At 60.2% G+C, this 25,377-nt stretch carries 28 protein-coding genes, 1 tRNA gene and 2 pseudogenes; 11 read left to right on the forward strand and 20 right to left on the reverse strand.

Features of this window, described 5'->3' with window-relative positions:
• Positions 1–135 precede the first annotated feature (135 nt).
• Positions 136–330 (reverse strand): cold-shock protein, encoded by a 195-nt coding sequence (locus HZR20_RS07990; RefSeq protein ID WP_181686072.1) that lies wholly within the window; start codon positions 328–330, stop codon positions 136–138.
• Positions 331–412: 82 nt separating this feature from the next.
• Positions 413–565 carry a hypothetical protein gene (locus HZR20_RS07995; RefSeq protein WP_181686073.1) on the reverse strand — a complete coding sequence of 51 codons (153 nt, stop codon included), beginning with the start codon at positions 563–565 and terminating at the stop codon, positions 413–415.
• Between the two features lie 469 nt (positions 566–1,034).
• Between HZR20_RS07995 and HZR20_RS08000 the strand changes: the two genes are divergently transcribed.
• Together HZR20_RS08000 and HZR20_RS08005 are read left to right on the forward strand one after the other, a co-directional pair.
• Positions 1,035–1,679, forward strand: a complete 645-nt coding sequence (locus HZR20_RS08000) for an ArsR/SmtB family transcription factor (RefSeq protein WP_181686074.1) — start codon at positions 1,035–1,037, stop codon at positions 1,677–1,679.
• Positions 1,680–1,901: 222 nt separating this feature from the next.
• Positions 1,902–2,714 (forward strand): hypothetical protein, encoded by an 813-nt coding sequence (locus HZR20_RS08005; RefSeq protein WP_258560400.1) that lies wholly within the window; start codon positions 1,902–1,904, stop codon positions 2,712–2,714.
• Positions 2,715–2,781: 67 nt separating this feature from the next.
• Here the strand turns inward: HZR20_RS08005 and HZR20_RS08010 are convergent, their stop codons facing one another.
• Positions 2,782–3,276, reverse strand: a complete 495-nt coding sequence (locus HZR20_RS08010; RefSeq protein WP_181686076.1) for a hypothetical protein — start codon at positions 3,274–3,276, stop codon at positions 2,782–2,784.
• An 18-nt stretch (positions 3,277–3,294) separates the two neighbouring features.
• A tRNA-Ser gene (locus HZR20_RS08015) sits at positions 3,295–3,378 on the reverse strand.
• Between the two features lie 92 nt (positions 3,379–3,470).
• Between HZR20_RS08015 and purB the strand changes: the two genes are divergently transcribed.
• The 4 genes from purB (at position 3,471) to fba (ending at position 8,118) form a co-directional block, all read left to right on the forward strand.
• Positions 3,471–4,853 carry an adenylosuccinate lyase gene (gene purB, locus HZR20_RS08020; protein WP_181686077.1) on the forward strand — a complete coding sequence of 461 codons (1,383 nt, stop codon included), beginning with the start codon at positions 3,471–3,473 and terminating at the stop codon, positions 4,851–4,853.
• Positions 4,854–4,992: 139 nt separating this feature from the next.
• The gene (locus tag HZR20_RS08025) at positions 4,993–5,973 is read left to right on the forward strand and encodes an isocitrate/isopropylmalate dehydrogenase family protein (protein ID WP_181686078.1); all 981 of its coding nucleotides are present in this window, start codon (positions 4,993–4,995) and stop codon (positions 5,971–5,973) included.
• 145 nt (positions 5,974–6,118) lie between these two features.
• On the forward strand, positions 6,119–7,030 hold the full coding sequence (gene pfkB / locus HZR20_RS08030; protein ID WP_181686079.1) for a 1-phosphofructokinase: 912 nt from the start codon (positions 6,119–6,121) through the stop codon (positions 7,028–7,030).
• 95 nt (positions 7,031–7,125) lie between these two features.
• Positions 7,126–8,118, forward strand: coding sequence for a class II fructose-bisphosphate aldolase (fba, locus tag HZR20_RS08035; protein WP_181686080.1), 993 nt, complete (start codon positions 7,126–7,128; stop codon positions 8,116–8,118).
• 219 nt (positions 8,119–8,337) lie between these two features.
• On the opposite strand, the gene HZR20_RS08040 is transcribed toward fba, so the two are convergent.
• The 3 genes from HZR20_RS08040 to HZR20_RS08050 form a co-directional block, all read right to left on the reverse strand.
• A complete protein-coding gene (locus HZR20_RS08040) occupies positions 8,338–9,207 on the reverse strand; it encodes a hypothetical protein (RefSeq protein ID WP_181686081.1) in 870 nt (289 codons plus the stop codon).
• A gap of 38 nt (positions 9,208–9,245) precedes the next feature.
• A complete protein-coding gene (locus tag HZR20_RS08045; protein WP_181686082.1) occupies positions 9,246–9,902 on the reverse strand; it encodes an alpha/beta hydrolase in 657 nt (218 codons plus the stop codon).
• A 256-nt stretch (positions 9,903–10,158) separates the two neighbouring features.
• Positions 10,159–10,608, reverse strand: coding sequence for a DUF5799 family protein (locus HZR20_RS08050; protein ID WP_181686083.1), 450 nt, complete (start codon positions 10,606–10,608; stop codon positions 10,159–10,161).
• Between the two features lie 91 nt (positions 10,609–10,699).
• On the opposite strand from HZR20_RS08050, the gene HZR20_RS08055 reads away from it, so the two are divergent.
• Positions 10,700–11,596: an NAD(P)-dependent oxidoreductase gene (locus tag HZR20_RS08055; protein WP_181686084.1), complete on the forward strand. Its 897-nt coding sequence runs from the start codon at positions 10,700–10,702 to the stop codon at positions 11,594–11,596.
• Between the two features lie 16 nt (positions 11,597–11,612).
• Here HZR20_RS08055 and HZR20_RS08060 read toward each other — a convergent pair whose 3' ends face one another.
• Both HZR20_RS08060 and HZR20_RS08065 read right to left on the reverse strand, forming a co-directional pair.
• Positions 11,613–11,888 carry a DUF7410 domain-containing protein gene (locus HZR20_RS08060; RefSeq protein ID WP_181686085.1) on the reverse strand — a complete coding sequence of 92 codons (276 nt, stop codon included), beginning with the start codon at positions 11,886–11,888 and terminating at the stop codon, positions 11,613–11,615.
• Between the two features lie 2 nt (positions 11,889–11,890).
• Entirely contained in the window at positions 11,891–13,315 is a 1,425-nt protein-coding gene (locus HZR20_RS08065; protein ID WP_374057593.1) for a hypothetical protein, read from the reverse strand.
• Between the two features lie 132 nt (positions 13,316–13,447).
• Between HZR20_RS08065 and HZR20_RS08070 the strand changes: the two genes are divergently transcribed.
• Positions 13,448–14,299 carry a cytochrome c oxidase subunit 3 gene (locus HZR20_RS08070; RefSeq protein WP_181686086.1) on the forward strand — a complete coding sequence of 284 codons (852 nt, stop codon included), beginning with the start codon at positions 13,448–13,450 and terminating at the stop codon, positions 14,297–14,299.
• Positions 14,300–14,342: 43 nt separating this feature from the next.
• Positions 14,343–14,585, forward strand: a complete 243-nt coding sequence (locus tag HZR20_RS08075; RefSeq protein ID WP_181686087.1) for a DUF7385 family protein — start codon at positions 14,343–14,345, stop codon at positions 14,583–14,585.
• A gap of 65 nt (positions 14,586–14,650) precedes the next feature.
• On the opposite strand, the gene HZR20_RS08080 is transcribed toward HZR20_RS08075, so the two are convergent.
• On the reverse strand, positions 14,651–14,821 hold the full coding sequence (locus HZR20_RS08080) for a hypothetical protein (protein WP_181686088.1): 171 nt from the start codon (positions 14,819–14,821) through the stop codon (positions 14,651–14,653).
• 547 nt (positions 14,822–15,368) lie between these two features.
• Here HZR20_RS08080 and hmgA point away from each other — a divergent pair.
• Positions 15,369–16,580, forward strand: a complete 1,212-nt coding sequence (gene hmgA / locus HZR20_RS08085) for a hydroxymethylglutaryl-CoA reductase (NADPH) (RefSeq protein ID WP_181686089.1) — start codon at positions 15,369–15,371, stop codon at positions 16,578–16,580.
• Here the strand turns inward: hmgA and HZR20_RS08090 are convergent, their stop codons facing one another.
• From HZR20_RS08090 to HZR20_RS14875, 10 genes and pseudogenes are all read right to left on the reverse strand, one after another.
• A complete protein-coding gene (locus HZR20_RS08090) occupies positions 16,581–17,015 on the reverse strand; it encodes a hypothetical protein (protein WP_181686090.1) in 435 nt (144 codons plus the stop codon). It lies immediately after the preceding gene.
• A gap of 310 nt (positions 17,016–17,325) precedes the next feature.
• On the reverse strand, positions 17,326–17,850 hold the full coding sequence (locus HZR20_RS08095; protein WP_181686091.1) for a DUF5817 domain-containing protein: 525 nt from the start codon (positions 17,848–17,850) through the stop codon (positions 17,326–17,328).
• A 37-nt stretch (positions 17,851–17,887) separates the two neighbouring features.
• Positions 17,888–18,325, reverse strand: a complete 438-nt coding sequence (locus tag HZR20_RS08100) for a GNAT family N-acetyltransferase (RefSeq protein ID WP_181686092.1) — start codon at positions 18,323–18,325, stop codon at positions 17,888–17,890.
• A gap of 294 nt (positions 18,326–18,619) precedes the next feature.
• A pseudogene (locus tag HZR20_RS14535) lies at positions 18,620–18,884 on the reverse strand (hypothetical protein); the annotation flags it as partial.
• Between the two features lie 114 nt (positions 18,885–18,998).
• Positions 18,999–19,529 carry a TorD/DmsD family molecular chaperone gene (locus HZR20_RS08105; protein WP_181686093.1) on the reverse strand — a complete coding sequence of 177 codons (531 nt, stop codon included), beginning with the start codon at positions 19,527–19,529 and terminating at the stop codon, positions 18,999–19,001.
• Positions 19,522–20,862, reverse strand: coding sequence for an NrfD/PsrC family molybdoenzyme membrane anchor subunit (gene nrfD / locus HZR20_RS08110; RefSeq protein ID WP_181686094.1), 1,341 nt, complete (start codon positions 20,860–20,862; stop codon positions 19,522–19,524). The genes HZR20_RS08105 and nrfD overlap by 8 nt, the downstream gene beginning before the upstream one ends.
• Entirely contained in the window at positions 20,859–21,608 is a 750-nt protein-coding gene (gene dsrO / locus HZR20_RS08115; RefSeq protein WP_181686095.1) for a sulfate reduction electron transfer complex DsrMKJOP subunit DsrO, read from the reverse strand. The genes nrfD and dsrO overlap by 4 nt, the downstream gene beginning before the upstream one ends.
• Positions 21,605–24,076 carry a molybdopterin-containing oxidoreductase family protein gene (locus tag HZR20_RS08120; protein ID WP_181686096.1) on the reverse strand — a complete coding sequence of 824 codons (2,472 nt, stop codon included), beginning with the start codon at positions 24,074–24,076 and terminating at the stop codon, positions 21,605–21,607. Before HZR20_RS08120 ends, dsrO begins: the two co-directional genes overlap by 4 nt.
• Entirely contained in the window at positions 24,069–24,323 is a 255-nt protein-coding gene (locus tag HZR20_RS08125; RefSeq protein ID WP_309484913.1) for a 4Fe-4S ferredoxin N-terminal domain-containing protein, read from the reverse strand. Before HZR20_RS08125 ends, HZR20_RS08120 begins: the two co-directional genes overlap by 8 nt.
• 110 nt (positions 24,324–24,433) lie before the next feature.
• The gene (locus HZR20_RS14875; protein ID WP_449272331.1) at positions 24,434–25,153 is read right to left on the reverse strand and encodes a helix-turn-helix domain-containing protein; all 720 of its coding nucleotides are present in this window, start codon (positions 25,151–25,153) and stop codon (positions 24,434–24,436) included.
• Here HZR20_RS14875 and HZR20_RS14540 point away from each other — a divergent pair.
• Positions 25,125–25,331 (forward strand): annotated as a pseudogene (locus HZR20_RS14540) (IS5/IS1182 family transposase); the annotation flags it as partial. The gene HZR20_RS14875 and the pseudogene HZR20_RS14540 overlap by 29 nt on opposite strands.
• Between the last annotated feature and the right edge of the window lie 46 nt (positions 25,332–25,377).

A 25,377-nucleotide genomic window follows, 5' to 3' on the forward strand; every position in this document is an offset into this window, starting at 1 on the left:
CGTGCTGAAATGTGCCGTCAGAAACGTCGAACTAGCGCTTGACGCCTCTACCCGTGGAAATTAAGCATCTAAACAAGGCCGTTTGAGAGTAATTGAGAAAATCAGAGTGCTGCTGTCAGGCAGCAGCTGATTGCCTTATGCGCGAACGACGTTCGTCGCGCGGGGCCCTTTGGGGGCCTGTTCGATGTCGAATTCGATCGATTGTCCTTCTTCGAGGTCCGGGCCGCCAACGTCCTCCATGTGGAAGAAAACGTCATCGTCCGCGTCCTCAGTCGTGATGAAACCGTAACCGCCAGTCTCGTGGAAGAAATCCACCTTTCCGTCTGCCATTACAAACAATTGTAGGCCCGTTCCGTGGATAACCCTTCCGAGAGTCGCGCTACCACGGGCACTAGATGTCCAATCAGGAAATTCAGGCTACCAGGGGCGCGAGATCTTCGTCGTAACACGACTCACAGACGTAGTAATCGAGTGCCCCTGCCTCGTCGTGGGTGTGGACGAGCAGATGCACCGTGCTGTCGAATGGGACCGTCCCGCCACAGACGGCACAAGTTTCGGGAGACATGCTCAACCGTGATATTCGATCACAACCTACATAGCTGTTTGTGATCGTTCGTGCTCTCTCACTATACTGCAACGCCGGTTGCCACGCTCAGCGCTCACTACCGTTCGCACAGAAGCGGTGTCCTGGCGAAGGAAGTGAGCCAGCACTCGTCGGATGACGAATGGAATCCGACGGTGTCCTGGCGAAGGAAGTGAGCCAGGGCTCGTCAGACGACGATAGGAGTCTGACGGTGGGGCTGGGAGTTCGCCGAGTATAACAGTCGTCGTGAATACGGCAATTTCATTCACGGGATTTGTAACAAGCAGCTGGTCAATACATCCTCTATACTTATTATCTCGGAAAATGACAGAAAAATATACGAACAAGTCTATGACAGCCTCTGTTCATGACTCGTAAATGTCTGAATAGGATTCAAACATCTCTTTGAGTCTGCCATAGGGACATTCTACCCCAAACAGATAACACAACTATGTCTTCACTACTACCCTTGAAACCCACCCCCAGAACAGCTTCAGATCGTGATTTGGAACCGAGGCTCGTTGGATTCGAAGATGAATCCGCGGAACAGATTCTATCGGCGGTCACCTCAACAACAGCACGCCGCATCCTCAACCAAATCTATACCGAACCAATGACAGTATCGGATATCGCTACTGAGATTGACTCCTCAGTACAGAATGTCAGCTATCATCTCGACCGACTTCGAGACGCGGAGTTAGTGGAAGTCATCGAGACGTGGTATTCGGAACAAGGGCGCGAAATGGATGTATATGCCCCGACCAATAGCGCTCTTGTCCTCTTTGCGGGAGCAGAACGAACAACTCCGTCACTCACGACTGCGTTGCGTCGCGTCTTCAGCGCAGTCGGTATTGTGGGGGTTGTCAGTGCAATTGTCCATGTACGCTGGTCAGTACTGACACCCTCACCATCGTCCCGGAGTGTTGAACTCCCCATTCAGCAACCTGACCCAACCATGTGGGAGATGCTCGTTACGTTCGGGACCGGCCCCGGTGGGTTCGTTCTAGGGGTCGGCGTCTTCCTGATCCTGTTCTTCTTCGTGGCGTGGTACTGGCGAACGTATCGTCCAGCACGGAGCCACACTCAATCGATGTGAGTGGTTTCCGGGACTCAAAGACGTCTTTGAATCTGGGATAGGACGATACTTGACCCCTTCCAATGGAAGTATATGGAACGTAGAACGTTTCTGGCAAGTGCTGGAATTGGCCTCACAACCGCAGTCGCTGGCTGCACATCCCAAGCAGCATCGAGTGACTCAACGGAAACGGACTCAGGGGAGACGAGCACGTCCACGGGTACACAGACTGAGACAGACCCGATGGAGGATGCAACGCACATCGAAACTGATGCAACCGCCGAACGAACTATCGGGACTGCATCGCTCGAAGAGCGTGGCCTCCGAAACACGCACCACGTGGCATTCACGAATCCGACAGAAAGGACCCACAAGGGAACAATTACGATTTCGAAGGCTAGCGAGCCGGTGTTCGAGGAATCCGTGGAACTCGAACCGAACGCGAGCATCATTGGGTCACTGACCGATCTCGGGAGATACAGCGTAGGCGTCTCGATTCCCGAATTGGACGCGGAGGAGACGATCTCCGTCGAACCCAGCCAATTTACCTGTAATGTGACCAGGACGACAGTCAGCGTACAAGACGACAATACGCTCGATTCGATGGCTGTTTCGACGCGAATGGCATGTCCCGGTGTCGTCACCAAGACAGTACCCGCCGATGGGCTAGCGTCGTATACACTCGGCGACGACCCGAGTCCTGCGGATACGGGGGAATTTAGCCACACGCTCATGCTTCAGAACCCGTTGGAGGAAACGTGGACGGCCCGAATTCTCGTCGAGAACGACTCGACAGCGCAATTCGACGGCGTCTACACGGTCGAGCCCGAGGGAACTGTGTTGCTGACCTTCACTGAGAGTGATACGTACACGCTCTCGATGAGCGTACTCAAAACCGAGGCCACGGTGACTGAGCAGATCACTCCCGAAAACTTCAACTGTAACGAATCCTCGACCCGAGCGAAGATCGACGCTGCAGGAAAACTCACGGCGAAAACCGTCTCGACGCGTATGGCTTGTGACGTCGAGACAAATTCGACAAACGAGTCCTCGTAGCCGGGGTACGGCCGTCGCCGCGTTTCTCCCAACAGAGTTACATTCTCACAGCCACTGACCGACTGTTTCAGCCAGTTAGGTGAATAAAGAAACCGTGTGCACAACAACTGATAACGAGGCGAACGTCGATCGACGAACGGAGAGAGTCGATCGGGATTTGAACCGGACCCAGACGGTCGCTCACTTCGTTCGCGCTGCGACTGGTAGGGCTCAAATCCAGGTGTACCATTTGCTCCTCGCATGTTTGCTCGGAGCAAAACGGTGGGGCTGGGAGTTCGCCGGGTATCACGAGGCGAACGTCGATCGACGAACGGAGAGAGTCGATCGGGATTTGAACCGAAGCCAGACGTTCCGGGCATGCGGCCTCTCTTCGTTCGGTCGTTCCGGGACTGCGACTGGCAGGCTTCAAATCCCAGTTGACGAATTCGTCGCTCGCGGTTTTGCTCGCGAGAAAAATACGGTGGGGCTGGGATTTGAACCAGAGGAAGACGATCGCGCTCACTTCGTTCGCGCGCTGCGACTTCCAGGAGTTCGAATCCCAGGTTTCCGCTTCGCTCGTCACGTCCGTTCCTCGCAGAAGCGGTGGGGCTGGGATTTGAACCCAGGAATCCGTGAGGATACCTGCTTTCAAGGCAGGCGCAATGGGCCGCTCTGCCACCCCACCAGCATCATCCAATTCTAAATGGCCGAAGTAAATCCTGTCGATCGAAACTCCGGACCGGCAACCTTAATCGCCCCCTGGCCACACCCTGAGCTATGTCCGATCGTGATCCGCTCTCGGCCGTCTCACCACTCGATGGCCGGTATGCACGCTACACGGAACCACTGGTTCCCTACACCAGCGAGTCGGCGCTCATCCGCGCCCGCGTCCGCGTCGAAGTAGAGTACCTGATCGCCCTCGCGGACCTTGAGAAAACACCACTCGAAATCGACGCCGCTCAACGCCAGCACCTTCGGGCCATCTACGAAGATTTCGACGAGGCGGACGCTGCGCTCGTCAAGCAAATCGAAACCACCGGAACCGAAACCTACGATGCCACCAACCACGACGTCAAGGCCGTCGAGTATTTCCTTCGGGAACGCCAGCCAGCGGGCCTCGAGGCTGATCAGTGGCTGCACTTCGGCCTCACCAGCGAGGACGTCAACAATCTCGCCCACCGACTGCTGCTCAAACCGGCCGTCGAAGACGTCATTCTGCCCGCGTTGCGGGACGTCCGGGACGCACTGATCGATCTCGCTCACGACTATCGCGATACGCCGATGCTGTCTCGCACGCATGGCCAACCGGCGACGCCGACCACCTTCGGCAAGGAGATGGCCGTCTATGCCTCCCGTCTCGGGCGCGCGATCGGGCGGGTCGACCGAGCAAGTGGCGACCTCGCTGGTAAACTCGCCGGCGCGTCTGGCACCTATGCGGCCCATCACGTCGCCTATCCAGACGTCGACTGGCCGACCTTCGCCGAGTCGTTCGTCCGCTCGCTGGGCCTCGAACATGAACCACTCACGACGCAGGTCAATCCCTGTGACGACCTCGCGGCGCTGTTCGACGCCCTCCAGGGGGCCAATCGCGTCCTGCTCGATCTGGATATGGACGTCTGGCTGTACGTCGCCGATCGGTATCTCGGCCAGCAAACGGCCGACGGTGAGACGGGGTCCTCGACGATGCCCCACAAGGTGAACCCGATCGACTTCGAGAACAGTGAGGGCAACCTCTCGAAGGCCAACAGCGACCTCGACTTTTTGGCCGGGTACGTCACCAACTCCCGGCTCCAGCGGGACCTCTCGGACTCGACGGTCAAGCGGAACATGGGTGGGGCCCTGGCCCACTGCCTGATCGGCTATCGCAAACTCGAAACCGGGCTGGGCAAGGTCGTTCCCAACGAGCAGGTGATGGGTGACGATCTCGAAGCGACGCCGGAAGTCATCGGCGAGGCCGTCCAGATGATCCTCCGCCGGGAGGGTCACGGCGACGCCTACGAGCAGGTGAAAGCCCTCACTCGCGGCGAGGACGTCACGCTCGCGGACTTCCGGGCCTTGTTCGCGGAGTTGGACGTCGATCCCGATGTGCAGGAGGAACTGGCTGCGCTGACGCCAGCCTCCTATACAGGGCTGGGCGCAGAACTGGCCGACCACACCTGACTGCCAGAGCCTGTGGCGGCGTATCGCCCAACGAGCGTCCTGCAATCGTTGTGCCCGGTTTCAGGCCGATCGAACCGCTCCCGTGTAGATCGTGCGACGGATCGACACCCTCTTTTCCACCCCACTGAGAGGTATCGCCATGACGAAGGAAATCGCCGCCATCCCGGGCGACGGTATCGGCCAGGAAGTGCTGCCCGCAGCCATCGACGTGCTGGAAGCGCTCGATCGGGATTTCGAGTTCGTGGAGGGGCGGGCCGGCAACGCAGTCTACGAACGAGAGGGGACGCCCCTGCCCGAGGAGACGCGGGAACTGGCCCGCGAGGCCGACGCGACGCTGTTCGGCGCGGCAGGCGAACTCGCCGCCGACATCATCCTCCCGTTGCGCGAGGACGTTGGGTCGTTCGCGAATGTTCGCCCCGCGCGAGCCTACCCTGGCGTCGACGCTGTCAAGCCCGAAACGGACCTCGTGTTCATCCGCGAGAACACCCAGGGTGTCTACGCCGGCATCGAATCGGATCTCACTGACGACGTGGCGACGTTGACTCGCCTCATCACCGAAGACGCCTCCGAGAAGATCGCCGAATACGGCTTCGAGTACGCCGAGGAACACGACGCCGATCGCGTGACGGTCGCCCACAAAGCCAACGTCATGCGCAAGACGGACGGCCTGTTCGTGGATACGGCCGCCGAGGTCGCCGACGAGATGGACGCCGACTACGACGAGACCCTCATCGACGCCCTGGCGATGCACCTCGTGATGCACCCAGAGGACTACGACGTGATCATTACGCCGAACCTCGCCGGCGACGTGCTCTCCGATCTCGCCGCCGGACTTGTCGGCGGCCTGGGCATGCTGCCCAGCGCCAACATCGGCGACGACAATGCGCTGTTCGAACCAGTCCACGGCTCGGCACCCGACATCGCCGGCCAGGGCGTCGCCAATCCCTCGGCGATGATCCTCTCTGGGGCCATGCTGCTCGAGTACTTCGAGTTCGAGGACGACGCGGCCCGCGTCCGGCAGGCAGTCCTGAAGACGCTGGAAGACGGGCCACGGACGCCCGATCTCGGCGGCGACGCCTCGACGACGAAGTTCACCGAGGCTGTGCTCGATCGACTGTAGGCTGTCCCGGTCAGCTTTTCGTCCCGCATTCATCGAACGGTTCTGAGGCACTCGGAAAGACCGACTGTCTTAAGGCACAGTAGTGTGACCCTTCGAAGGACAGGAGACGTCGGTCCGAGACCGACGTTCCGGAGGCAGACGAACCATGATACTCACAGTCACACCGAATCCGGCGGTCGACCAGACGATCGTTATCGACGAAGCACTCGAAGCAGGCACCGTACAGCGTTCGACTGACGCACAGTTTGACTCAGGGGGCAACGGGATCAACGTCTCGCAATTCCTCCGGGCATTGGACTCCGAGACGGTTGCGACGGGGATTATCGGTGGGTTCACCGGCTACTTCATCGAACAGGATCTCGAGACCTACGATGTCCCGACAGACTTCGTCGATGTCGGCGATCCGACCAGAATGAACACGACGATTCTCCCGCCCGAGAATGAGTACAAGCTCAATCAGTCCGGGCCGGAAGTCCCAGAAGCGAAAGTCGACGAACTGATCGAGACACTCAAAGAACATGACCCGTCGGTGATCAACATCGGCGGGAGTCTCCCGCCGGGTATGGATGCCCAAGACGTCGACCGACTCGCTGAAGCCGGCGACTGGGATACAGCGCTGGACGTCCACGGCGAGTTGATGCCCGATCTCGAACACACCTACGAGTATTGCAAACCCAACCGCGAAGAACTCGCGAACGCAACGGGAATCGAGATAGAGACGATCGACGACTGTGCGGAAGCCGCCCAGGAACTCCAGTCGTGGGGGTACGAACGCGTGCTTGCATCGATGGGGGCCGAAGGCGCTGTGCTCATCACGCCCGAGGAAACACTGTTTGCCCCGTCCCTTGACGTCGATGTCATCGATACTGTCGGCGCGGGCGACTCGATGTTCGCTGGCGCACTCTGGGCCTACGAACAGGGCTGGGACGACGAGGACGCCCTGCGTTCGGGCGTGGCAACCTCTGCCCATCTTGTGCAGGTCAAGGGACCGAGCATCCGAGAACTCGATCCGGAATCGCTGATGGACGACGTCCGCGTGTGGTCGATGCGCAGCTAGCTTGGGCCAGATCGTCCCGTATCGAACAGTCGGTCGCGGCGATTTTCGCATATGTTTTAACGTCGGCACCGGAAGGTCTCGGTGGTGACTTACTAATGGCGTTTTACGGCGGAGACGAACTTTCGAAGGTGTACGACGAGGCCCTCGACGAAGGGTTCGGACTCGTCGCGAGCAACATCGCGGAACCGAACACGATGATGGGGCTCATGGAGGGGGCCGATCAGGCCGACTCTGATCTCCTCATCCAGATGAGTGCCGGCGCGTGTCGGTTCGCCGGGAACGGCGACGCCGAGGCAGGCCTGCGCGCGATGGGCAACTACATCGACACCATCGCCGAGGCCTACGACATCGGCGTGTTCCTCAACATGGACCACCAGACGGACATGGACTTCATCGACATGCAGGTCGAGACGGCCATTCCGTCCTCGATCATGATCGACGCCTCCCACGAGGACTTCGAAGAGAACGTCGCCCGCTCGAAAGAAGTCGTCCAGAAGACCGAACAGGCAGACGAGGAGATTCTCGTCGAGGCCGAACTCGGCCAGATCAAGGGCGTCGAGGACGAAATCGTCGCCGAAGAGGCGTTCTATACCGACCCCGAGCAGGCCGTCGAATTCATCGACCGGACCGGTGCCGACCTGCTGGCGATCTCGGTCGGCACTCAGCACGGCGTCGCCAAGGGCAAGGACCTCGACTTGCGTCCCGACCTGGCAACCGAGATTCACGAGACCCTGTCCGATCACGGGCTGGACACGCCACTTGTCCTCCACGGTTCCTCGGGACTGCAGCCCGATCAGCTGTCGGACTTCATGAACCGTGGCATCTGTAAAGTGAACAAGGACACGCGCTATCAGTACGAGTACACGCGAACGCTGTTCGACCTCTACCGCGAGGAATCGAACGACATCGTCCCGCCGGAGGGCGTCGAGGATCAGCGCGACTCGTTCTTCAACGACGTCGACTGGTCGCCCAACAAGGACCGCTTCGATCCGCGCGTCGGCGGCCGTGACGTTCGCGAGCGCATCGCCGAGGTCTACGCCGGTTTGGCCGAAGTCTCCGGAAGCGCCGGTAACAGCCTCTATAAGTAACGATCCTCTGCCCGGCCCTGTCGTGATTTTTCTTGCTGTAGTCCCCGCAACTATTATGTAGCGGCCATATGTAGCGTCCTCCGGGGTGTCAATCCTATGTCAGCAACGCAGGCGGTGGCGGAAGTTGAACTGGACGTTATCGAAGACATTGCGCGCCGAAAACAGCGTGACGAGGAGTACGCGAAGCTAGCTCCCTGGTAACGACGGCACACCGGGTTTTCAGCTGCTTTTCTCAGCGGGTCGACTGACTGATGCTTGCCAGGCCGACGTATCGAGTGCCACCAGTGCCCGGAGTCGCCCTCGGGGCGGTCCCGGCAGGTCGGCTGTCAGGTCATCGACGGTCTGTTCGTGCGTTGCGAGCAGGGACAGGACCGCTGACTCGTCCATCAGTTGGCGGGCATTCCAGGGGTCGTCCTCGCCATCCTGATACTGCTCGTAATCGAGGACGACTTGCCGGTGTCTGTAAATGGTTTCCCCGAGTCGCTCGTATCGCTCGATGGTATCGTCGCTTTCGTCATTGACGACTGCAGCTAGACCCGTGAGCATTCCGTACAGGGACGCCTGTCGATCGAGGAGAGATCGGTAGGTCTCAGCGTCCGGCGTTGCCGTCGATTCGACCATCGGGACACACATCACTTCCTGTGCCTGGGTGGCCCAGTAAGTCGAAGCGTCCGCTTTGAATCTACTGAGCAGTCCCATCAGCGTCGGGACCAGTAGTTGCGAGACCAGCAGGGCTTCGGTTTCTCGGTCACTGGCGACGTCACCGTCGAGAAGGTCGTCGACGATGTCGAAGTATTCCTGGGTAACGATCGTCAGTTTGCAGAGGGCATCCCGATCCGGTGCCGGCATCGAGAGTGCCTCGGCCACCGAATCAATCACCAGTACTGTATCGAGTTTCGGTCGCCGTTCCCGCTTCGGTAACGCGTCGCTCGTCGAAAACGCAAGCTCGTAGACAATTTCGACGACATCGGGCGGCAACTCCTGGACGATCGTGGCGACGTGATCGAGCATCTCTTCCCGACAGTCCTCGGCATACGTCTCGAATTCGCGACGTTCGTCGCCCGAAAGCGTCGATGGTCGATAGAGCACGCCAGTCCTGTACTCCGAGCGATCACTTCAACGTTGTGTCACTCCCGTGGTTCGTCTCTCTCGGACAGTCTGGCAATCATGTCAGCGACGAACGCCCGTTCGTCCTCATTGACGCCGTGGCCCATGCCCTCATAGAGCCGTTTCGTCACGTCAGCGTTCAACTGTTCGAAGACCGTTGCCGTCTCGTGGACGCGTTCGGCAGGGATGTGCGGGTCGACATCGCTACACCCCAAGAAGACGGGCGTTCCGTCGAGATCACCGTCGTACTCGGCCTGGTCAATTGATTCGCCGATGAGGCCACCGCTCAGGGCAGCCAGACCCCCGTAACGATTCGGGTTCCGGGCGACGAATTCGCTGGCGAGACACGCACCCTGTGAGAAGCCCACGAGGGCAATCGCCTCTCTCGAAATCCCGGCGTCTGTGGCTGTTTCGATGGCCGCTCGAATCGCTTCCAGACCAGAGGTACGTCCAGGTTCGTTGGAGTCGACTGGTGCCGTGAACGGGTTCGGGTACCAGGTGTTTCTCGCTGCCTGTGGAGCGAGATACGCGATGTCTTTCGTCGGGAACTCAGTGGCCATCTGCAGGATGCTGTTGGCCGTCGCGCCCCGTCCGTGGACGAGCACGACCGCGGCGGCAGCCGAGTCGACGGACTGGCCGGCGGTTTCGAGTGGCTGTCCCTGGTGTGGGCCGGTCACTAGCAGTCACCCTGGTTCGTCTTGTGATGTCCCGCTCGTGTCTCGTCGATGAGTATCATCTTTCAACGTTGTACCGCCCCGTCGCTTAAGACAGTTGCTGTCAAAGTGCTAACTGTATATCACCCGTTGAACTCGACGAGGAGAGCATCGCACGTCTCGACGGGCTTCGGGTGGACGAGAAGGCCGACGATGAACTCGTGGTGCTATCAACATCTACGAGTCCGAGGAGGTGACTCTGTATCACGCCGGAGACGAGCTATGGCTCGTGGGTCTGCTCGCAGATATCTGCCCACCGACCGCGGTCTTCGAGACGCGACTGTAATCGGTCCGTGTATCTTTGAGCTAGATTTTCGGCCGCTTCGCGGAGTGCGTCGGACTGCTCGTTTCCGAACCCGAGAGCGCCTTTGATACCGTCGAGTAGCCCGCCGCTGCTGGCCGATGTGCCAGTACTGTCGGGGGCGATCCCGCCACTCCCTCCGTCGTCCATTCGACGGAGTTCCGGCATCACGCTCGATAGTTTACTCGTGTCGGCAACCAGGTGGGCTGTCTCTGGTTGTGCCGCCCCTTCAATCTGGAACTCGACTGCGGTCATGACGAGGCCCCACTGCTGGCTGGATAGCGGCGATGTCGCGACTTCGTCCGTGAATTCCTGATCTGTTTGCATCCGCTCGGCGGCCATCTGGTCGACCCAGGAGTTCTCGCTCATGGGGCCCTGTTCTCACCCGACCACTATCAGCGTTGTCGCTCAACGGCTCGTTCGTTACGTTTCTATCCCCGGGACGTGAACTGCCAGTACCATGACCCAGACAGTCGGAGTTATCGGTCTCGGCGCGATGGGCGCGCCAATGGCAGAGAATGTCAGCGCTGCTGGTTATCCGCTGATCGTGTACAATCGGACATCTGAACGAACAGAGCCGTTCGCTGACGCTGGCCACGATGTGGCGGATTCGCCCGCCGAAGTCGCCGAGCGAGCCGGCATCGTGATCGTGATGGTTACCGACGACGAGGCCCTCGAAGCCGTTTTGGAGGGTGACGACGGCGTTCTCGATGGGATCACGGACGGCACGATCTTCCTCCAGATGAGTACGGTCACCCCGGCGGCGACCGCAGCTGCGGCCGAAGCTGTCCAAGACGCCGGCGGACGCTACGTCGACGCACCGGTTTCGGGGACGGTCGGCCCGGCCGAGGACGGGACACTTACCGTGCTGGCCGCTGGCCCGGACGATCTGCTCGACGAGGTCGATCGTATTCTTTCGGCCATCGGCGAACCGATCGTCGACTGCGGGGCTGTCGGCGACGGGACTCGCATGAAACTGTTCGTCAACCTTCTGCTTGGGGACATGATGAGCGCGTTCGCGGAAGCACTTGCCTTCGGGACTGCCCAAGGGCTGGACGACGACGACATGCTGACAGTCGTCGAAGCGGGCGCGGTCGATTCGCCACTGTTCTCGATCAAGGGCGAGAACATCGCCGCGGGCGACTTCGAACCACGGTTCCCGATCGACCTCCAGTTCAAGGACCTCCGGTACGCGGTCGAGGCGGCCAACGAGGCGGGCGTCCCGTTGCCCCAGACCGCCGCCGCCAGAGAGACGTTCAGCGCCGCCAGCGGAATGGGTCACGGCGAGGAAGACATGGCTGCGGTCGTGAAGTTCTTCGAGCGCGTGGCCGGCCTGTCCATCGGCGAGCGGGAATAACTGGCGTACTGTCCAGTCAAACCAGTGCGTAGGTCATCAACAACAAGAAGTACAACACAATCAGTGCGAGCAGTGCTTTGAGTCGGAAGACGTTGAGCCGATCGCTTTCGGCCTCGTAGGCGTCCTCGAAGGCCGCTATGGCTGTTTCTCCCAGGGTATCGGCGTGGTCGTACCCCCGATGCAGTGCCAGCAACTCCTCGCGGACGAACGGGCGGCCACACTCCGGGCAGCGTGAGGGGGCCGCGTCTTCGGGTACGTCGAACGCTGTGTCGTCGAGTGGTTCGGTGGTCATAGTTAGAGGAACGGCGGCTGAATGGTCGGTTGCGTGACGATCCAGAGGCTGGTCATCGTGTACAGTACCATCACGGCGATCACTGGATACTGGCTCCGGATGGCCTGCAGGCGACCCGGGAACAATTCGAAGGCAGTCGCATGGGCGATCCAGATCGCAAGCAGGTGGCCTGCGAGAACGCTCGCGACGGGAACGGCCCCGAACCAGCCCGGCAGCGAGAGGACGGGGACGGTCGCCGGAGGCGACAGCGGCGAACCGAGGACTGTCACCAGCACCGGCACGAGTGAGAGGAAGTAACCCAGATAGTGGGCGAGATGGTAGCCGGCAGCGATCGCTACCAGTGGCGGGGCGAAGCGCCTGGCGAGGGTTTGGGCGGCCATGTAGGTCTCTCCAGTCCTCCGGGCGTATCGCGAGGCGAGTCGGTAGATTGCAAGAAAAAGACCGAACCCGCCGGCGAGGACGAGCGGATACAAGAGGTGGACCGGGATACCCACTTCGACCAGCGGCCGGGCTATTGCCCGCCAGGCTGGCGTTGTCACGAACCCGTCGTAGGTCGTCGACCACAACAGTGCGACGACGAACGCGACCTCGCTGGCATCACTGACTAGATCGGGTCGCGTCAGTCCGATGCCTGGGCCCCTGATCGAGAGTTGGTTCGTCCCCAGTGTCGCTCGATCGGTGTCTGTCGCCGTCCTATCGGTCGCGATCGGCGCGACGTGGCCGTAGTAGTAGAACACGCGGGTCACTGGGTCGACGCGCTCGAACCACGCGGTAGTGCCGAAGACGACAGCTCCGCCGAGCGTTATGGCGGAGTAACCCAGGACGACCGTCGAGAGCAGCGCCGGCGCGTCGGCCAGCGGACTCACCACTTCGATCCAGATGAGTGCGAGCAGGCCCACGGCGCTCGGCCAGGCACCCACGTCCGGAAGCGGTCGATCGAGGGACGGCAGCCAGGTGGCGATCGTTCGCCAGGGATTGAGGACGTGCCAGGTGCCACCCAGCAGGTATGTGGTGGCCGTGTATCCCGCCCACCAGCCGACCCAGACGGCAAGCACAGCGAGATTACCAAGGCCTTGGATCGGTCCCAGGTAGCCAATTGCGACGATGCCAAACAGACCCAGAACTCCAACGATGCGGACGAGCGCCATGGGGTGGCCCGAGCGGGGAAACGGGATCGTCGCCCGCCAGTCGTGCAGCGAATCGATCAGGCGGCGGTCAGTGACGAACGAGGCAAGCAGAAAGGACGCCCCGACGGCGGCCCCGCCCGTGAGCAAGAACAGCCACGTGGGGACGGTGACTGTCTCCCGGGCGGCTGCACCTAGGCTGCCGCCATGGGCACGCACGGGCCCGGTGAGGACGAAGAGTGCGACGAGCCATCTCACCATCGAGAGTGACCGACCGAGCGCACGACCGGGACGCCAGACCATTGCCAGGGCGTACGGCGGTCGGGGACCTGTAAGTTCCGACGGATGGCTTCCGGAACGGGCCCGACTGGCCGGACGCCGGCAAAAGGGTCCCCCGAAGGTGGCTTTTTAGCCGTCGGTGGGGTAGCAGTTCCCATGAGCATCGTAGAGGATTCGGACGGGCACGACGGTCATCACCTTCCGGCCGAGGAGGACTGGCCCCGCGGGTTCGGCGAGGCCAGCTGGTGGCCGTTTATCACCGCCATTGGCGGGGCCGGCTTCTACGTCGGGGTCGCGCTGTGGGTACTCGGCATGGGTGAAGACGCGCTGGTTGGCCCGACGGTCGGGCCGGCGGCGATCGCGGGCAGCGTTCTGTTGTTGCTGGTTGGGATGTACGGGTGGCTGTATCACGCCTTCGTCGCTGACTTCTGGGAGCGTGGGACCGCGACGCGCTCATCGAGTGCACTCCGCTTTGGTATGTTGCTGTTCCTGGGGTCAGAGATCGCTACCTTCGGCGCTGGGTTCGTCTATTACTTCTTCATCAGAGCTGGCGCGTGGCCACCCCAGGAACTCCCACACCTGCTTGGCAGTCTCGTCTTGATCAATACCACAATCCTGATCGCCAGCAGTGTAACGCTGCACTTTGCCCACGTCTACCTCCGCCGAGGGAACCACCGACGTTTCATGCAGTTACTCGGCGTGACCCTGGCGCTTGGTGTCGTGTTCATCGCCGGCCAGGCCTATGAGTACTACGAGTTTATCATCGGTGACGGCTTTTCAATCACTGAGGGTGCCTTCGGCAGCGCCTTCTATGGGTTGACGGGCCTCCACGGTGCCCACGTAACACTTGGCGCGATTCTATTGGGAATTATCTACGCCCGGGGACTGGCCGGCCAATACACCCAGGAGCGCCACACGTCTGTGAGTACGGTCTCGATGTACTGGCACTTTGTCGACGCCGTCTGGATCTTCCTGGTTGTCGTACTGTACGTCGGTGCCGCGGCCTGAGGCCGGCGACTGGATTGAAGGGCCTGCTTTTCATACTGGACGTATGGAACAACTGGACGTGGGTGATGGCTTCGACGTCCACGAGTATCGTCACGGACTCAAACTTCTCAGTGAGGATAGAGCAACGATGTACCTTGCCAACCGCGAGGGGTTTGCCTGTCCAGCCTGTTCGAAACCCTTCGAGAAACTGCTCATCTCTGAGAAACGCACACACACGTTCAACTCGCCACCGGGTCCGTTCTGCCTCGTCCGAACTGACGAGCAACTACTCGTGTTGACCCACTGATATCGGTGGACGTCTCCGGCTGCTTTGAGCGGTATCGACTGCTTGGGCGGCGGCCCGACTTCCCGTCAAACATCGAGCGATTGCCACTCTTCGACGTGAGTTTTCGTTTCCTTGCCAAAATCGACGGTAACTTCGATAACGTCGCCGTCAAGTTGGAGCTCGATCGACTCGAAATCCGGCTCGTAGACGCTGTGATGGTGGCCATTCTGGTCGATTCGGATCTCCTTTTCGAGCAAGTTGTATTCAGACAGAATATCGAGACGGCGATATATTGAGGAGAGACTCCCGTCGCAGATGTTAGATATATCTTGGGCCGATCGCTGTGCGTCGTTCGTCGCTATCAGGATTTGACGCGCACGATCATCTGATATCACCTCGTATATATTAGCCGGCTGCCATTCATTCGACATCTATGAACATCCCATTACCACATATCAGATTTTGTATCCCCGTCAAAACGCGTCGCATTAACACACTCTCGGCATATATCCGTCGAAAATTTAGTAGATGATATCGTTCCAGTATCGGCTGGAACTCTCGCTGCCTCTATGAGGGGTATTTTCCGGTCTGACGTGCTTTCTGCCACAGGACCGCTCTCGTTGTCGTACTGATAGTGCTCGGTAACTCGTCCTCAAGCGTCTGCGTGTCCTTGGTTCACCGATTATTCCGTGCGATAACTGGCACGATGTGGTCCTTCAAGCTACTGGTATCCGGTTTCGGGACGATTCGGTATTGCCGTCCGGAACGCAAACTGTTAGGGGGCCGGCCGTCGAGTGTGCGCGTATGGCTGACGTGACTGAGCTCCTCGAACGTCTCCGGAGCGGTGAACTTCGTCTCCACGAACTTGCCGATCACGCGCCTGCCGACGAGGCAGCAAGTGCACGGAGAGCGTACATCGAATCCGAGACAGAGACGGACTTGGAGACGGTCGGTTCGTATTCGATCGATGCTGCCGATGCCGATCCCAATATCGAGAACATGATCGGAGCGATTCAAGTACCACTCGGCGTGGCGGGGCCGCTCCCGGTCGAGGGCGACGTAGCTGGAGACGACTATCAGGTACCCCTCGCGACAACCGAAGGGGCACTCGTGGCGAGTGTCAATCGCGGCATGACCGCGATCCGCGAGGCCGGCGGTGCGACGACGTCCATCGTGAAGTCGGGAATCACCCGTGCGCCGGTCTTCACCGTCGAGAACGTCGCTGAGGCCACCGAGGTCGCGGACTGGGTTCGCGACCACGAGGCCGAGATCGAGTCTGTCGCCGAGGAGACGGACCCACACATCGCCTTCGAGGACGTAACGCCGTACGTCGTCGGTGATTCGGTGTTCCTCCGATTCCGGTACGATACGGGTGACGCGATGGGGATGAACATGGTCACGATCGCGAGTCGTGCGGTGAGCGAACTCGTCGAAGACGAGACGCCGGCAGAACTGGTCGCGCTGTCGGGCAACCTCTGTTCAGACAAGAAACCCGCGGCGATCAACGCCGTCGAAGGCCGCGGGTACACGGTCGGGGCGGACGTCTTCATTCCGGACGATGTCGTCGAGGAACGCTTCCATGCGACGAGTGAAGATATCGCGGCGGTCAACACGCGCAAGAATCTCGTCGGGAGTGCCAAAGCCGGCAGTCTGGGGTTCAACGCCCACGTGGCGAACATCGTCGGGGCCGCGTTCCTCGCACTGGGCCAGGACGAGGCCCAGGTGGTCGAAGGATCGAACGCGATCACGAGTCTGGAAGCCCGTGACGACGGGCTCTACGCCAGCGTTACCCTGGCATCACTCGAAGTCGGGACGGTCGGTGGCGGGACGGCACTCCCTACCCAATCTGAGGCACTGTCAATTCTTGGCGTCGCGGGCGGTGGCGATCCCGTCGGTTCGAACGCCGACGAACTCGCCGAAGTCATCGCTGCCGCGTCCCTGGCGGGTGAACTGTCTCTGCTTGGTGCACTCGCCTCGCGACACTTGTCCAGCGCCCACGAAGAACTCGGTCGCTGATCAAGCGTCCGTTTCGGTCTCTTCTTCAATCGCACCGGTTTGCGAATCGTTCGTATCGTCGACGGCGACGAGTTCGTACCCCAGCCCTTCCCCAATCATGAACAGCCCGCTGAGAACCAGGATCACTGCGCCAGTTCCGACGAATAGGGGGCCAGAGCGGGCTTGTGGTGCCAGGAAGACCATCGTCATGCCCGCCGACCCCGACAGTGCACCGACACCACGTCTGTAGGCTCCCCGGGTCGCAGAGAGTAAGCCCCAGACACACAGTCCGACTGCCAGCGCACTTGCGACGAGTGCGATCACATCGTAGCCGCTGACCCGTACGGTCACGTCGGCGGCGGTTCGGCCGGCAAAGACGATGCTAGCCGCCACGAGACCGAGGCCAGCGACGATCGGCACCGAGAGCGTCGAATCGTCGAGGTCTCTTTGGGTCACGTTTGCACGCTTTGCTCCCGTCCCTCTTCAAACTGTGCGATCACTCGAATGGTATAGCGGACTCGGTGGCCCACGACTTTCACTTTCAGTCCTAGCTCTTGGCCGACACGTTTAGCTGATAGCGAACGATACGATGACGCTCGTCGGCGAGCACCGACAGGCGTCGACAAGACGGTGACATCGTTGGATCTTACGAAGACTGCACTCCCAAAACGCGTACAGCCCTGGCTGGGCCTGCTCAGATAGCACCTGGCGATTCTCGTGGCGACGGTCGCGTTGTTGCGGGCGCTTGGAGGCGTCTAACCCGGCTTCACAGCAGGCGATACGTCCCGTTATCCTCGGTCGCCTGACCCGACCTGACCAGCGACTGGAGTGCCCGTCGAACGTACGATTCGGGTACCCCGTGTTCGCTCGCGTACGTGCGTACAGCATCTTCATCCGGGTCGTCGAGGTGATCGAGCGCTTCCAGGACGATCTCGCGGCGACTCCCGGTCGTGGTCGATCCCTCACTCGCCCGGTCGCCGGCCGCAGTTGCCTCGTCGCTGTCGACACCCATCGATTCGAGATACGTCTCGTTGTCGATTACGTTCTCGCGGACGCGTCTCTCCATCTCCGCGTACGAATCAAGCCCCTCGAAGGCGTCACCCAGATCCTGGCGTTCGGCGAGCATCGCCGCCCGTACTTCCCTGGCCGCGTCGGCGTCCTCCGTTTCGACAAATTTCCGGCGCAACTCGAATTGCCGCCGCTTCCCACAGCGCGGACACTGAGTTGTCTCCGGGCGCCCCTCGACCACCCACAGCGCGCTACATGCCGAACACCCGACGACCGCGTACATATTCGCTCCTGTTCTGGGAGCGACTTGAACGCTCTGACTACTCCTCGAGGGTTTTCGTCATTTCGACGTGGGGGATCCCCGCCTCCATGAACTCCTCGTTGACGCGGTCGTATCCGAGGTACTCGTAGAATTCAGCGACGCGCAACTGGCCGTGAAGGGTTAGCGTCGTGAGCTCACGATCACGAGCCTCGCGCTCGACGGCGTCCATGAGGGCCTCGCCTAGTCCGTTCCCTCGGTGGGATTCCAGGACAGCGAGGCGTTCGATCTTTCCGAGGCCGGCCTCAGGTTCTCGCAGTCGTGCTGCGCCGACAGGATCGTCGTCCGCGTAGGCGACGAAGTGGACCGCTTCGTCTTCGTGCTCGTCGATCTCGATGTCGGGGTCGACGCCCTGTTCCTCGACGAAGACGGCAAAGCGAACCTCGTAGGCGTCCTCGCGGGTGCCACCGACCTCGATTCGGTATTCCAGGTTCGTCATTGGTTCTGGGAGTGTCTAGCCGTTGGCTGTCTATGGGCGTTGCGTTCGCGATCGGCAATCGGCTCCAGCAAGGTAGTGTTCAGATACGCTGGCTCCATGCGAATGCGAACGATCTAAGCCAGCCGTCGGCCGAATCTGCAGTAGCGTGAGTGAACGCCTATATCCTACCGCACACGGGGCTACTCGCCCTTCGCTTGTTGGGAGTAGCGTGAGACCTGCCTCACGGACCATGCGAACGGGCGCTAAGCGCCCGTGAGCAGATGGGGCTTCGCGCCCTTGTGTAACGCTGCCTCAATTTGAAACCGAAGACGGCCTAGGTTTTCCCTCGCGAAAGGCCCGCCCGACACTGTTCTGAGTTCCATGGCGTTCGTCTCTGAAATTGAGGGCGTGTCGGGTACAGGCGTCTTTCAACGAGTCGTCGATGGGAAACACGGCGTTCACGAGCGCAAGCTCTCGTGTGGCCCATCAGAACGCGACGCGTTCTGCGGATGTCGTCGATATCGTGTTTCTCGCGGAGTTCCGCGAACAACGAGTGTGCGCCCGTGCTGTTCGTCGTTGGATAATTCGGCTTATTCTGGAGGACGCGCGTTCGATCAGACGGCGCTGGAAGTCATTCGAGACGATCGATATCGGTGCAACACGTACACGCGAGAGAGTAAACTTCACAGCAATATCACAGCACGACGGCGGCGGTCGCGTCGGCGAGTTCAGCGTAAAACGGTTCGCGTGTCTCTGCGCGGACCGCATCGAAGAACGTCTCGAACCACTGCCGAGGATGCTCGTCGAAGAACTGTTCACAGGTTTCCGGCGGAGCTACTGTCGACAGATGGCTGGCAAATTCGAGCTCGGTCGCGATATGGTCGGGAAGATCCGACCACTCGGAATCGAGGCCGAGACCGTATTCGTCATACCAGTCGACGACTGCCCGCGTGGACGGTCCGAGAACGTTGCCGGCGGCGTCGCCGTCACCGTCGCGATAGATACTCTCGTAGGGTGGGCACGGTGGGCCGTCCGGACCGACAAACAGCCGAGTGTGTTCGGTCCGTAGTGTCGTCAGGTCAACTGTGTCCAACTCGACGACGCCTGCGAGCTCTCCCGACTCGATGGCCGCACGGAGCCGTTCGTCCGGTTGCCGCCAGCACCGCGCCAGCACCGCGTAGCCCTGGGAAACCTCCGTCGCATCGGCGGACGCGGCGTCACTCATCGGTGCCACCGTCTGTTCGGACTTCTCCACCGTCAGCGGCTGTAGTATCTCCAGTCGATTGTGGTCGGGCTTCCTCTCCAAGTGCCGAACCCGGGAATGCGGGGAAATACCGCAGGCCGAGGGTGAGGATCAACGCGCCGAATGCGACCAGCCCGAGCGAGACCAGCAACTCAATCACTGTCGGCGTGTAGACCCCGACCGTCGACCAGATGTTTGATCCGATACCGCTGTACTCGGTCCCGGTCGTGACGCCGGGTGCGGCTCCGATGTTGAGTTCGGTGTAGCCGGTGAAGATGAGGTTGACGCCCTCAAAGAGGATCCCGATGATGGCGAACACGCTTGCAGTAAACACAGCCCAGACACGTGTCCGGAGAGACGGGACGATCAGCAATGCTAGGGGGATCACCCCACCGACAACTGTCCACAGCCAGAACGACACTGTGTCACCTACGAGAAAGCCACTGGTGATCGTCCAGAAGTCGAAGTTCGCTGCCCACGCGTGGGGTAGCCGTTCGGCCCCGACGAGATAGACGATGTGAACGGCGACGAACACGCCGAGCACTTTCCCGAGCTCTGAGACCAGTTCCGTTGAGAGCTTGAATCGGGTGAACCGATCGGCGAGAATCGCCGTCACGAGCATCAGCGCTAGTCCCGAAACCAGCGCCTTCATGATGAACATGGGGGCAACCAGTGGACTGAACCAGCTGCCACGACCGATCTGTAACGCGAAGATCCAACCAGTGACCGAGTGCAACGCGACTGCAAGTGGGATCGCGATCGCCGCGGCCCAGAACGATAGCTTTCGATCACGCTGGCGGCCGGCTTCCGTATCCTGGACGCCGAAGGCAAGCCGCGACCCACGGGCAGCCAGATCACGCCGGGTCAACAACCAGAAGTATACAGCACAGAACAGCCCGTACAGCACGACGATCGCGAAGTCCCATACCATCGGCGATCGGAAGTCCGGTGAGAGGAAAAACCCGACCACTCGGGTAGGTCGGCCCAGGTCGGGAAGGATCAGCAGGCCTGCGACCACGATGCAAGCGAAGCTGACCAGCACCCCGAGCGCCGCGATCGAGTCGTACCGGTCGGAATGGAAGAACTTCGGCACGCTCGAGATGATCAATCCGCCAGCAGAGAGCCCGACGAAGAAGACGAACAGCATGATGTACAGCCCCCAGGAGAAGACGTTGTCCATTCCAGTGACGATCAGGCCTTGGCTGAGCTGGTAGGCCCAAGCCACCAGTCCGACGAGGACGAGCCCGCTCAATGCGGCGACCCAGGCCTTCCCGCGCGTCCCGAATTTGTTGGGTGGCGCGACTGCGTTGCTCATTGTTCCTCGCCTCCGTCAGTCGCTGGGACACCGGGCTCGGCGTTCCGTCGTTTGGGCGGCTCGTCGAGTTCGGACTCCATCTCGTTGCCGAGGTGATTTCGGCCAGGAGACATTTCCCCACGAATGTAGTAGGTGTTCGGATCGGTCTCTAGGTCCTCAAGGAGTTGCGTCGTTTCGTACTGCTTGACGTACCGGGAGACGGCACTGTCCGGATCATCGAGATCTCCGAAGATCCGTGCGCTGGACGGGCAAGCAATGGTACACGCCGGATCAAGTCCCTCGTCCAGTCGGTGACTACAGAACGTACACTTTTCGACGACACCACGTTCGCGCTGCTCGACGTTGCCGGTCCCTTTGGGGGCCGTCGTTTCGGGTTTATCGTAGTTGAACACCCGAGCGTTGTACGGACAGGCCGCCATGCAGTACCGACAGCCCATGCACTTGTCATAGTCAATCTCGACGATCCCGTCTTCACGCGTGTACGTCGCGTTGACCGGACAGACCTTGACGCACGGTGCGTTCTCACAGTGCTGGCACGCTGTCGGCTGGTATTGCATCGACAGCGTTCCGTCGCCCCCATCGACAGGGTACTCTCCAGCCGGCGTATCGATGTTCTCGCCACCAGTGGTGAGGATTCGGTTCCAAGCCTGGCCCATGCTCACGTTGTTCTCGTCCTTGCACGCCACTGCGCACGAGTGACAGCCGATACACCGCTCTTGGTCGATTACCATGCCGTAGTTGGTCATGCTGTATCACCACCGTGTTGCAGTTGGTCGATCCAATCTGTCTCGGTCGGATCGTCGTACTTACTCGTATCGAGGTCCTCTGGGGCCGGCTCGATCTCGACGCGCGTATCGTAGAACGCGAAGTTCTCGATCGTCTCGCTGACGTCCGTGTGCGTCAAGTTATTATGGTGGCCCGCAATGTAGTGCTCGCCCCACCACCCCTGATCAGTGTTGACGTGCCCGGGTCGGTAGGCGTCGTTGTACTTCGCCTTGACGATCATCTCGCCGCGGTCGTTGTAGACCCGGACGTACTCGCCGTCCTCGATCCCACGCTCTTTGGCATCTTGTGGATTGATGTCGATCCGCGGTTCGGGATTGATCTCCCGCATCATCGGATTCTCGGCCCATTGAGAGTGGATCCGCCACTTCGAGTGGCCCTGCATGAACAACAGCGGATATTCGTCGGCCAGTTCGTGATCGTCGGCCGTTCGATCTTCTAGCGGAACGGGAAGTTCGAGAGAGACGCCCTTCTCGCTCGGGGCGTCCTCGTCGTAGATTTCGAGGCGGCCAGAGGGCGTGTTGAACTCGTCAGTGAAGATGATCTCGTCAGTTTCGAGGTGAATTGTCCCCTTTTCGCGGATCTCCTCGAACGTGAACCGGTCTTCCCCTTCGAGAATCTTTCTGAGGAGCGTCGTCCGGTCGCGTTCGAAGTGTTCGCCGTATCCCAGCCGGTCGGCGAGTTCGGCGATCATCCAGTGGTCGGACTTGGATTCCCACAATGGATCGTGGACCGGCTCGCGGTACATCGCGTGGGGGTGTTCGCCGGCCCCAGTGATGTCTTCCCGTTCGGTCCAGTGTGAGGCGGGCAGGACGATATCGGCGTGTTGGACTGTTGGTGTGTGGTGGATGTCCGCCACCGCGACCAGGTCCAGATTCGATAGCGAGTCAATCCACTGTTGGCGGTCCGGGAGCTGGTTGGCGACGAAGTTCGAGGACTGCGTGTACATCATCTTCAGCGGTGGGTCGGCATCACCCTGAAGTGCCGAAAGAATCCCTTTCTGCTGCATTCGTCTGGTCCCTGGACTGCCCTCAACGGCCCCGTAGTCGCTCCGATACCCGGAGCCAGCGAACCGGCCACCGGTGACACAGCCGCTACGACCGTAATCGCCGGTAAGTGCCAGGAGGATTGCGTACGCCTGGCCGAAGACGTGGCCGTAGACGTATCGGTCCACGCCGAGGCCCGTCATGACGCCGCCGGGCCCGCGGGTAGCGAGCCAGCGGACCGCCTGTCGAACGTTGTCGGCATCGACACCGATGGTCTCCTCTATGTCCTCCGGGGCGTAGTCGGAAGCGGTCTCCTCGAGTTCCGTCAGTGCCGTCCGTACTTCGTGGCCGCCGAATTCGAAGGTCCCTCGCAACGCGTACTCGCCGTACGTCTCCGGTTCGAGTGCGACTGCTTGACCGGCGTCGGCATCGTAGGCGACCGGCGTTTCGTCGTCACCGTCTGGGAAGACGTCACCGGTTTTGAGGAGAGCGCCGGTATCGGTTCTGACGAGCGCTGGCGCAAGTGTCCGTTCTCGGAGGAATTCAGTGTCCTCGAGGTCTTCTTCCAGCACGGTGTGGATCATCCCCATCACGAGGTGGATGTCCTTACCTGGCTTGACAGGCAACCAGAGATCGGACTTGGCCGTCGTCTGGTTGTACACCGGGTCGATCCCGACGATTTTCGTCCCACCCTCGATGGCATCCAACAGGAACCGCGCGTCAGGATTGAGACGGCTTCTGAAGACGTTGCCGCCCCAGATGAGGATCGTGTCGGCGTTCTTAATGTCCGTCCGCATGTTGGTGGGTGTGTTGAAGTACCCTGCCCCCGTGATCCGTCGGAAGCCGAGGCCAACATTAATGTCGATCGACCAAGACATCATCGTTCCGCCGAAAAGGTTCGCTAGCCGGCTGTACACCGTGCCATTGATCCCGCTACCGCCAGAACCAAGTTCGAAGTAGACGCTCTCGGGGCTGTACTCCTCCCGAATACGGTCCATCTCGCCTGCGACGTAATCGAGGGCCTCGGACCACTCGATGCGCTCGAACTCGGCGTCCGGTCCCCGTCCCTGCGGGTTCGGATTCTCGGGCGACCAGTCGCTTCGCTTCATCGGATACTTCAGCCGGTTCGGGTTGTATGTCCGGTGTAAGTGGGTCTGTCCTAGCGTACAGGCCCGTCGAAACTCTTCCCGATCAGGAATCGCCGGCTCGACCTTCCGGATCTGTCCGTCCCGAACGTGGATATCGAGCGGACAGTGGCCCCGACAATTAGGCGAACAGTAGCCATGGACAACCGTGTTCTCCTGCAGAAAGCGCTCGACGTCGTTGATCTCTGAATCGTCACTCAACGACTGGAGCACGTTCGAACCGCCGATACCCAGGACACCTGCGGCCGCCCCGGCACTGAGCAGCACACTCCTGCGGGTAACTCCATCGCGCTTACTCATCGTACTCCTCCGGTTTCGTCGGTCGATCATCGACGCCGAACTCATCGAGGACGGCATCGTGATACTTTTTGTGGAAGTCAGTCTCGGACATCTCACCGATACTGACCCGAACTGCATCCCGACCCATCTGTTTGCCCAACTCCGTGCTGTGGGTACTTTCGTCGAGGATTTCCTCGACCGACTGCTCCCAGTCCTCGTCGTCTAACCGACGCGCCATCTCGTCGTGTGTGTCGGTAGTATTAGTCACTTTGAGCCACCGTGGCTCTATCTACGCCCCCTCTTACCAACTCGCTATCCAGACACTATTGCGGTCTTTAAATACCACCGCGAGTTCTCGCAACTTATCGCGGATACAGGCTATATTTCATCGCTGAACAGATCCTGCATGACCTTTGCCTCAGCCGAGGAAAGTCGCTTCGAGAGAGCTGATTTCGAGATACCGATCTCGTGGGCTAGCTCCTCGAATTCGATCGTCCGCGGGCGATCATAGTAGCCAGCGACGATCGCCCACTGGATCGTCTCACGCTCGATATCAGTCATATTCTCGAGGTTGACGAGTTCCGACCGACGTTCGTCTGCCCCGCTATCGATGACGAGTTGCTGGAGGCGGACACTCTCCGCGATCTCCCGAAGGTCCGTAACGACATCTCGTAATGTCTCTCTATCGGGTGGATTCGTCCTAACGAGTACCCCATGGTCGGTTATTGCTTGCAACGAAGGGTTACAGCCGTGACTAGCGACGATTCGGCAGATACACTCCCCGTCGATCGCCCTCTGACGGTAGTGGACTGCGGAGTCCTCGGTGGTGCAACGAGACGTGACGTGACAGGTATCGTCTATCACGTGATGCTCTATCGGCGAGGTGCCGTCACCACCGTGTGCCACGAGACAGGCACAGTCAGACCCTTCAACGATGATTTCGGCACTCAAACGGCGTCGAGAATCGCATTCTACTCTCCGATCGTTGCCGACTGCATCGGCCGTAGCACTCGATTGGGGACACATATGAACTCGTTCGTGTCGAGGTGTCCTGAATCTATTGTCAGATATTCGTCGTAATCTCGACAAGCTGACCATACTCACCGCTGACAACAGTCACGACTGGGTGCTACTTCGTCATAGACTACCGTCTGGGGGAGCCAACCCAGTACTCAAGCACCGCGAATTCACCTGTCATGGCGTCGCCAACAATATATTTCTTGATGACATGACCTCCCATCAACGCTCACATATCGAATCACCGGCCCTCAAACGGTCACAGCAAACGGATTCGAACGGTTTGTTTAGGTCCGACGCTCGAT

Origin of the sequence: Halorhabdus salina (assembly GCF_013839425.1) — an archaeon.
GTDB classification, from domain to species: Archaea; Halobacteriota; Halobacteria; order Halobacteriales; family Haloarculaceae; genus Halorhabdus; species Halorhabdus salina.

What these genes read in the sequence shown, in the direction of transcription:
- dsrO (WP_181686095.1), bottom strand. Translation starts at nt 21,608, where the DNA reads ATGACCAACTACGGCATGGTAATCGACCAAGAGCGGTGTATCGGCTGT.
- HZR20_RS08100 (WP_181686092.1), bottom strand. Translation starts at nt 18,325, where the DNA reads ATGACGAACCTGGAATACCGAATCGAGGTCGGTGGCACCCGCGAGGAC.
- HZR20_RS08005 (WP_258560400.1), top strand. Translation starts at nt 1,902, where the DNA reads ATGGAGGATGCAACGCACATCGAAACTGATGCAACCGCCGAACGAACT.
- HZR20_RS08075 (WP_181686087.1), top strand. Translation starts at nt 14,343, where the DNA reads ATGGAACAACTGGACGTGGGTGATGGCTTCGACGTCCACGAGTATCGT.
- hmgA (WP_181686089.1), top strand. Translation starts at nt 15,369, where the DNA reads ATGGCTGACGTGACTGAGCTCCTCGAACGTCTCCGGAGCGGTGAACTT.
- HZR20_RS08060 (WP_181686085.1), bottom strand. Translation starts at nt 11,888, where the DNA reads ATGACCACCGAACCACTCGACGACACAGCGTTCGACGTACCCGAAGAC.
- nrfD (WP_181686094.1), bottom strand. Translation starts at nt 20,862, where the DNA reads ATGAGCAACGCAGTCGCGCCACCCAACAAATTCGGGACGCGCGGGAAG.
- HZR20_RS08000 (WP_181686074.1), top strand. Translation starts at nt 1,035, where the DNA reads ATGTCTTCACTACTACCCTTGAAACCCACCCCCAGAACAGCTTCAGAT.
- HZR20_RS08095 (WP_181686091.1), bottom strand. Translation starts at nt 17,850, where the DNA reads ATGTACGCGGTCGTCGGGTGTTCGGCATGTAGCGCGCTGTGGGTGGTC.
- HZR20_RS08065 (WP_374057593.1), bottom strand. Translation starts at nt 13,315, where the DNA reads ATGGTCTGGCGTCCCGGTCGTGCGCTCGGTCGGTCACTCTCGATGGTG.
- HZR20_RS08055 (WP_181686084.1), top strand. Translation starts at nt 10,700, where the DNA reads ATGACCCAGACAGTCGGAGTTATCGGTCTCGGCGCGATGGGCGCGCCA.
- purB (WP_181686077.1), top strand. Translation starts at nt 3,471, where the DNA reads ATGTCCGATCGTGATCCGCTCTCGGCCGTCTCACCACTCGATGGCCGG.
- pfkB (WP_181686079.1), top strand. Translation starts at nt 6,119, where the DNA reads ATGATACTCACAGTCACACCGAATCCGGCGGTCGACCAGACGATCGTT.
- HZR20_RS08105 (WP_181686093.1), bottom strand. Translation starts at nt 19,529, where the DNA reads ATGAGTGACGCCGCGTCCGCCGATGCGACGGAGGTTTCCCAGGGCTAC.
- HZR20_RS07995 (WP_181686073.1), bottom strand. Translation starts at nt 565, where the DNA reads ATGTCTCCCGAAACTTGTGCCGTCTGTGGCGGGACGGTCCCATTCGAC.
- fba (WP_181686080.1), top strand. Translation starts at nt 7,126, where the DNA reads ATGGCGTTTTACGGCGGAGACGAACTTTCGAAGGTGTACGACGAGGCC.
- HZR20_RS08050 (WP_181686083.1), bottom strand. Translation starts at nt 10,608, where the DNA reads ATGAGCGAGAACTCCTGGGTCGACCAGATGGCCGCCGAGCGGATGCAA.
- HZR20_RS08025 (WP_181686078.1), top strand. Translation starts at nt 4,993, where the DNA reads ATGACGAAGGAAATCGCCGCCATCCCGGGCGACGGTATCGGCCAGGAA.
- HZR20_RS14875 (WP_449272331.1), bottom strand. Translation starts at nt 25,153, where the DNA reads ATGGTCAGCTTGTCGAGATTACGACGAATATCTGACAATAGATTCAGG.
- HZR20_RS08120 (WP_181686096.1), bottom strand. Translation starts at nt 24,076, where the DNA reads ATGAGTAAGCGCGATGGAGTTACCCGCAGGAGTGTGCTGCTCAGTGCC.
- HZR20_RS08070 (WP_181686086.1), top strand. Translation starts at nt 13,448, where the DNA reads ATGAGCATCGTAGAGGATTCGGACGGGCACGACGGTCATCACCTTCCG.
- HZR20_RS07990 (WP_181686072.1), bottom strand. Translation starts at nt 330, where the DNA reads ATGGCAGACGGAAAGGTGGATTTCTTCCACGAGACTGGCGGTTACGGT.